The organism is Coleofasciculus sp. E2-BRE-01 (assembly GCF_040221695.1).
GTDB lineage: Bacteria > Cyanobacteriota > Cyanobacteriia > Cyanobacteriales > Coleofasciculaceae > Coleofasciculus.
In genome coordinates, this window is sequence record NZ_JAVKEA010000255.1 from 1 (window position 1) to 3700 (window position 3700).

Consider the following 3700-nt stretch of genomic DNA (forward strand, 5'->3'; position numbering starts at 1 on the left):
CGTACAGAATTCGGTTCGGTCAAACTAACTTCTAAAAGCCGAAACGCCCTATTTTTCGTTCTCACTCTTCCTTGTCTACTGGTCTACCTGTCTACCTTGTCTTACCTCAACCCCAATCTTAAAAAACCTACCCTTGTGAGCCTCCCCCATCTCCCCCATCTCCCCCAGCTTCCCCAGCTTCCCTTCTATCCTAAAGCCGTCCAGCTAGATGGGTTAGTTGTTTGAGATTAATCAAACAAAGTTTTTGGTCTTGGGGGTCAACGTCAGTCCAACCCTTACTTTGCAGCTTTTTCATGATTTTGGCTGTATCTTCCACACTGATATCCGTAACCTCAGCTAAGTCTTTATAGGGAATGTTATAAATTTCGGTTCCCTTTTCCCCCACTTGACCATAATTCTCTGCTAAGTTGACTAAGGTATTGGCTAACTTAATCGCCGCAGGTTGATGGCGTCGTTGAAAGCGAACATTGGTCTGACGCAGCCGTCTGACCATCAGTTGTAGCATCCGGTGGTGTAACTGGGGATCTTTGAACAGGGTTTGAATGAAGCGCTGGGCAGAAACGCTGAGCAATTTGACCGATGAAAGGGCGACAACATCTGTAGAGCGGGGAGATTCATCCAAGATTGCCATCTCGCCAAAAAAATCTCCCCGACCCAAAATTGCCAACGTCACGGCTTTGTCCCCATACAGGCGTCGAACTTTGACCCAACCGGACATGATAAAGTAAACGGCGTTGCCCCAGGCATCTTCCATTAAAACGGCTCGCCCTGTGGGATACTCATGTTCGACTCCAACTGACAATAGCCATTCTAGTGTCTCGGGGTTCGCCGTATTAAATAGAGGGAAAAGCTCACTAAAAGCTTTGGTGTGCATGAAAGGTTTATTAACGTTGGATCATCTAAGATTCCATTACACCACACCAGAACAACAGTCCCCAACTTCCTTAAGTTAGTGGTCTGTGAGCAGGGGTGCAGGAGTGCAGAGGGGTAGGTGTGTAGGAGGGGTTAATCGTTAGTGAATTGACCAACAGTGTCTTCATTATCGCAGAGAAACCACGCGATCGCTCTTTTCTAAGGTTGGATAAATCCGCAACACTTCCTCTCTTGCCCAGCGATCAGCAGCTAGAATATCTTCTAGTCCAGGATCAGGGCAGTTATCACGGCTGTGGCGATCGCAGGTTTGCTCAATACACCGGGCAATGTCTAAATATTGGATTTTCTCGTCTAAAAACAGTGCTACGGCTTGCTCATTGGCAGCGTTTAATACCGCTGGCATTGAACCCCCAGCCCGCCCTGCGGCGTAGGCTAATTGCATACAGGGATATTTATCATGGTCTGGTTCTTTAAACGTCAGCGTTCCCGCCTTGACTAAATCTAAGGGTTCCCAGTCCGTATAGATCCGATGGGGCCAGGATAAGGCATAGAGTAGGGGTAAGCGCATATCGGGCCAGCCTAACTGGGCTAAGACGGAGGTATCTTGTAGTTCGATTAAGGAGTGAATAATGCTCTGGGGATGGATGACAATATCAATATCGTCGTAATCCATGCCGAAGAGGAAGTGCGCTTCAATTACCTCTAGCCCCTTATTCATCAAGGTAGCGGAATCGACGGTAATTTTGCGCCCCATCGACCAGTTAGGATGTTTAATCGCATCCGCAACCGTTACCTCCCCTAACTTATCGACTGACCAATCCCGGAACGCGCCCCCCGATGCGGTGAGGATAATTCGCCGTAATCCGCCCTCTGGGACTCCCTGAAGGCATTGGAAGATAGCAGAATGTTCTGAGTCAGCCGGAAGCAGTTTAACGCCGTGTTTGGCAATCAGGGGATTGACAACGGGTCCCCCGGCAATTAGGGTTTCCTTGTTGGCTAAGGCAATATCTTTTCCGGCTTCAATGGCGGCAATGGTGGGTAACAATCCCGCACAACCGACAATTCCAGTGACTACCGCTTCAGCATCACCATAACGGGCAACCTCCACCACACCCGCTTCTCCCGCGACTAGAATCGGTTGGGGATCGAGGTTTGCGATCGCGGCTTTTAGGTCAGGTAATTTTTGGGCATCACATAAGGCTACGATTTCCGGTCGAAACTGTCGAATTTGGGCAGCTAACAGTTCCACATTGCTGCGTGCTGCCAATCCCACCAACCGGAATTGGTCTGGATGGTGAGTTAAAATCTCTAGGGTTTGAGTGCCAATCGATCCAGTGGAGCCGAGGAGAGTAATTGATTTCACAACAGTTTCTTAAGAATTCGCCGCTCTTTAATTACTATAGGATTATTTTGCACATCGTTCATCAGCCTGGAACTAAAGTTCCGGCTCAAAGCTTAAACCCGTTAAAACGGGTTCACCGGAAACCGTAGGGGCGCATGGCGTGCGCCCGATTCAATGGTAAAGTCTATTCCACAATTTTAAGTCAGTCCAGTAGATTGGGTTGACGCTAGGAAACCCAACACCATTATTGATTGGCTGGTTACGGTTTTTAGTAGTGCGATCGCGTATGGCGAAGACAGCGCAACGACAAACTCCAGATATTACTCCCCTGTATCTCTGGCAAACCAGCGCCGGATTAACTCCACTTGGAAGCAGTAGCCGTCGCCAACCGCTTCAATTAACTCCCGTTGCAGGAGTAAATTAAGGGTAGGATTCAAGCGATCGGGAAACGTGCGGGATAACGCCGCCTTACCAATACTCGCCCCTTCCCCTTGTGCTGCCAAAAAGCGCAATATCGCCAATCCCAACTCATCCACTTGATTGCGTTCGATGTCCGCAAAGAAGAAACTACCACTACTTAAGGCTTCGGGTATAGCGGCTTCCACATCAGCTACGGTTGCTAGTCGGCGAACGGATACCTCTTGCTCATTTTTCAGGGCGACAATCTCAGAGCAAAGTAATTGTACCAAGCAGGGATGACATCGGGTTAGGGATAGGACTCGCTCAACTGCATCCGGTTCATAGCGTAGGGTAAACTCTGGGATGGGACGTTCAATCAGTTGGCGGGCTTCGGGTTCATTCAGGTAACTGATAGGCACAACCTGAACGTTAATCAGGTAACTCGCCCAGCGCTGAAATTCTTCGATAGTATGAGAACCAGCGAGTAAGACTTTGAAGCGGGGGCGGTGTTGAATGAGGTGGCGTAGCATCCCCAGGACATCGGTTTCGCTGAAACGTCCGTCGGTTAAGGCTTTATCCAGTACCTCGAAGAGGTTTTGCCCATACGTCGCTGACCATAGAGGAGTAAGGGAGGGCGGCGACGGTCTAAGATTAGTTTCTCAATGCGAAGCCCAATGCTAGTGCGTCCCATGAAGAGTTGAACCTGTTCATTCAGAGGTACGCCAAAGATGTAAGGATCGTCAATTTCTTGGTGTAGTTCAGTGGCTGCAATTAATGTTTGTACGTACTCAACAACTATTTGCTGCCAACGAATAGCAATGGGATGAAAGCGAGAGGCGTATTGATTGCTACTTCTGGTTAACTCTTGGACAAGAAGGTCTAGAGCTTTGGTGACATTTTCCAGAGCGATACGTTGGTTATAGACACTATTCTGGTTGAGAGCGGCATCTATAGCAGCCCTAAATAGGTCGCAACAGATATAATAGTAATAATACATCCCTAGTAAAAATACAAAAGATGAACATTATAGATGAATTGGCTAATTTTATCAATCAGACAAAAGAGACAAAAGAAATTAAAAGAGCC

The 3700-nt window shown here is 48.1% G+C and carries 4 protein-coding genes; all 4 read right to left on the reverse strand.

Annotation, left to right across the window (positions count from 1 at the left end):
• Positions 1-190: 190 nt before the first annotated feature.
• Positions 191-874, reverse strand: coding sequence for a Crp/Fnr family transcriptional regulator (locus RIG66_RS34025; protein ID WP_446384565.1), 684 nt, complete (start codon positions 872-874; stop codon positions 191-193).
• Between the two features lie 165 nt (positions 875-1039).
• Positions 1040-2236 (reverse strand): 1-deoxy-D-xylulose-5-phosphate reductoisomerase, encoded by a 1197-nt coding sequence (gene dxr / locus RIG66_RS34030; RefSeq protein ID WP_446384567.1) that lies wholly within the window; start codon positions 2234-2236, stop codon positions 1040-1042.
• Positions 2237-2535: 299 nt separating this feature from the next.
• Positions 2536-3144: a hypothetical protein gene (locus tag RIG66_RS34035; protein WP_446384568.1), complete on the reverse strand. Its 609-nt coding sequence runs from the start codon at positions 3142-3144 to the stop codon at positions 2536-2538.
• Positions 3145-3179: 35 nt separating this feature from the next.
• A complete protein-coding gene (locus RIG66_RS34040) occupies positions 3180-3611 on the reverse strand; it encodes a hypothetical protein (RefSeq protein WP_446384570.1) in 432 nt (143 codons plus the stop codon).
• Positions 3612-3700 lie beyond the last annotated feature (89 nt).